2 protein-coding genes and 2 pseudogenes are annotated in these 3494 nt (G+C 41.1%); 1 reads left to right on the forward strand and 3 read right to left on the reverse strand.

Annotated elements, in window-relative coordinates; translation table 11 throughout:
• Positions 1-35: 35 nt before the first annotated feature.
• The 3 genes and pseudogenes from QZ565_RS08720 to QZ565_RS08730 all read right to left on the reverse strand — a co-directional run.
• A pseudogene (locus QZ565_RS08720) lies at positions 36-1223 on the reverse strand (ABC transporter permease); the annotation flags it as partial.
• Position 1224: 1 nt separating this feature from the next.
• Entirely contained in the window at positions 1225-1926 is a 702-nt protein-coding gene (locus tag QZ565_RS08725; protein WP_000811474.1) for an ABC transporter ATP-binding protein, read from the reverse strand.
• Positions 1910-3118 (reverse strand): efflux RND transporter periplasmic adaptor subunit, encoded by a 1209-nt coding sequence (locus QZ565_RS08730; protein ID WP_033684942.1) that lies wholly within the window; start codon positions 3116-3118, stop codon positions 1910-1912. The genes QZ565_RS08725 and QZ565_RS08730 overlap by 17 nt, the downstream gene beginning before the upstream one ends.
• A 290-nt stretch (positions 3119-3408) precedes the next feature.
• Between QZ565_RS08730 and QZ565_RS08735 the strand changes: the two are divergent.
• Positions 3409-3494 (forward strand): annotated as a pseudogene (locus tag QZ565_RS08735) (pyridine nucleotide-disulfide oxidoreductase); the annotation flags it as partial.

The raw sequence follows: 3494 nt of genomic DNA on the forward strand, positions 1-3494 counted from the left end.
AAGTCTTATTGGGTGGGCAAGCCCCCAAAAATCTAACCACCACTAGCCGAAACTGCAAGACTAAATAGGGCAACTGGAATTGATACTCCTACTTCTATACCCGCAATCAAACCTTGTAAAAGTATACCAGCTATAGCGGTTAATCCTGTCGCAATTGTCAAACCAATGACTCCGCCTAGCAAGGTCAAAATCATGGATTCAATCAAAAACTGAATTAAAATATTAGCACGTGTTGCACCCAAAGCCTTACGGAGACCAATCTCACGCGTACGCTCCGTCACCGAAACAAGCATAATGTTCATAACACCAGTCCCTCCAACAAAGAGAGAAATTCCTGCGATGGCACTAATAATCGTAGTTATAAATCCAAAAAGTTGTTGTACTTCTTGGAAGGCTGCAGTCGCATCTGCCACCTGATACTCCCCTTGCTGAAGACCAGCAATCTCGGTCATTTTTCTAGCTAATTCTGGTCCTACAGTTGGTGTCAAACTGGTATCATTAACTCGGAAAACAATATCAGAAATTTCATCCATATTGAAGTTATTGGCAAGAGAAATATTAGTCGTAATGGGAAGTCCACCAATACCAAATGTCTTGACAGCCTTGGCCTCATCGCTAGTATAAACACCAATAACACGATAGCTAAAGCCACCAACATCTATAATCTTGTTAACAGCTTCTTGAGCAGATCCAAACAGACTGTTAGCAAGTTCCTGGTCTAGCAAAATGACACTGGCCACATCTTTATAATCCTGAGCTATAAGACTACGACCTGCAACAATTTCATTTTCAACCGCCTTCATGTAAGTAATATTTCCACCTGTCAAGCTAGCGCGCTCAACCTTTTTATCTTTATAAGACAGGGTCGTATTTGTCGAGTTGGTTACATAGTAACTATCTACACCCTTAAGTTTGGCCGCCTCCTTAACCCAAGCTTCTTGCGGTTTTGGCGGTTCAACATGGACTTCCTCTTCTTTACCAGAGACTGTCAAAGCTGATTGCTTTTGGGTAAAAGAACCATCTTTGCTTTTGATAGGCGAGAAAAAGACATGGATATTCTTCTGTGACTTGGTCATATTTTTATTGATCTGACGAGACATGGAATCTCCCAGAGCCATAATCACAACAACAGATGAAACACCAATGATAATCCCAATCATAGTGAGAAAAGAGCGCATCTTGTGAGCCATGATAGATGAAAAGGCAAATTTCAGATTCTGCATCTTAGTTTTCCTCCTTCTCTAACTGCGCACTGTCGGACGAAATAACTCCATCTCGAATGACAATCTGGCGTTTGGCATAAGCAGCGATTTCAGGCTCATGCGTTACCATGATAATGGTTTTTCCTTCTTTGTTCAAGTCAACCAAAAGTTGCATAATTTGGTTCCCTGTTTTGGTATCCAAGGCTCCTGTCGGTTCGTCAGCTAGGATGATAGAAGGATTATTTACCAAGGCACGCGCAATAGCTACACGTTGCTTTTGACCACCAGATAATTCTGAAGGCAAATGGTGACTGCGTTCTGTCAATTCAACCTTATCTAAATATTCCTCAGCTAACTTGCGACGTTTTGAAGATGAAACTCCTGCATAAATTAAGGGCAATTCTACATTTTGCAGAGCATTGAGTTTAGATAGAAGAAAGAACTGCTGAAAGACAAATCCGATTTGTTGGTTGCGGACCTTGGCTAGTTGTTTTTCACCTAGTCCAGCTACTTCTTGGCCTTCAAGATAATATTCGCCACTGGTTGGTGTATCTAACATCCCAATCGTATTCATGAGAGTGGACTTACCAGAACCAGATGGTCCCATGATGGCAACAAATTCACCCTCATTCACTTCTAGGTTGATATTTTTGAGAACCTGCAGTTCTTGGTCACCGTTACGGTAGCTTCTGCAGATATTTTTTAGACTAATTAGTTGCTTCATCAGCCTTCACCTCTTTTCCTTCCTCTAGAGAAGACGTTGGGTTACTGATGACCTTGACTCCATTTGTCAGACCTGAAGTGATTTCTTGGTTGTCTGCATCAGCATTGCCCAAACCAACTTCCACTTTCTTGGCCTTTTTCTGCTCGTCAAGCACCCAGACATAGTTCTTATCATTTTCAGTCACAACACTTGTTAGAGGAACCAAAATGGCTTTACTCTTATTCTTAACCTCAACACTTACTGAGAATCCTTGTTTCAAATCACCGATTTCACTTGTAACATCGATGGTATATGGATATTTAGAACCAGAATTACCACCTGTTGCGGCAGTAGCTGCACTTGCTGCTTCACCACTAGTTTTAGGATAGTCAGAGATATAGCTAATCTTACCTGTCCAGCTCTTATCTTGGTAAACTTTAGAAGTAAAGGTTACTTCTTGTCCTACAGAGAGGTTGGCAAGGTTATATTCAGATAGTTCACCCTTAACTTGCAAGTTTTCATTACTTACGACATGAACGACTACTTGACTAGCTCCTGTTGGAGATTTAGAAACATTGTGGTTGACTTCAACCACAGTTCCCTCCAGGGTACTGAGAACCGTCATGGCATCCAACTGACTTTGAGCCTTACTTAATTGCGCTTCTGCATCTGCACGAGCATCACGGGCATCACCTAGTTGTGCATCAATAGATGAAACTGCATTTCCTGAGACTGGAGCTGGAGTTTGCCCTGCAGCTCCTTCGCCTCCTGCTGGTGCTGGTAACTGTGGAGCCGGAGCTGAAGCGGCTTCATTTCGTGCTTGATTGAGTTCATTGATATGACGATCTGCCTTCGCAACTGCTCGGCTAGCTGAATCATAGGCCGCCTGGGCTTCTGAACTACTGTACTTGACTAAAGCCTGTCCTTCGCTGACCTTATCACCCACAGAAACAAGGATTTCATCTAAATCTCCCTTACTAGCATCAAAATAAACATATTGTTCATTTTTTGCTGTTACTGTCCCTGACAATAAAACAGAGGACGCCACGCTTCCTTCCTTGGCAACAACAAGATGAGTAGGCTCATCTTTTACAGCGGTCTGAGATGGTTGTCTAAAGAGCAAAATCCCCCCAGCACCTAATACAACTACACTTGCAGCACCGATTGCTGCATACAATTGCCACTTTTTAGCTTTACGATTCTTCTTCATAATGAAACTCCTTTTTGATTTAAAGTCCTTAACAATATTATATAAAAATTAGCAAATATAAACAATAACCGTTCAGAACGAAATAATGACATTTCAGGATTTGATTATTGTTCGGAATCTATTTTTATTACCATTGTGCTAGTTATATAATACACTTTATTTTTCCTTTTTGCAAGCCTTTTCTTTAATTTTTTTGAACGTAGCAGATTTTTGCAATCAGATAAAAAAAAAGATAGAATATGACTATCAAAAAATGACACTCTACTATTTCAAAGAGTATAAAGGAGTTTTCAATGAGAGAATACGATATCATTGCTATCGGTGGAGGTAGCGGAGGAATTGCTACCATGAACCGTGCTGGTGCACACGGAGCCAAAGC

The sequence above is a fragment of the uncultured Streptococcus sp. genome (assembly GCF_915066115.1).
Lineage (GTDB): Bacteria > Bacillota > Bacilli > Lactobacillales > Streptococcaceae > Streptococcus.

Bases quoted from the DNA above. Each gene is read 5' to 3' on its own strand.
- QZ565_RS08725 (WP_000811474.1), bottom strand. From the start codon at position 1,926: ATGAAGCAACTAATTAGTCTAAAAAATATCTGCAGAAGCTACCGTAAC.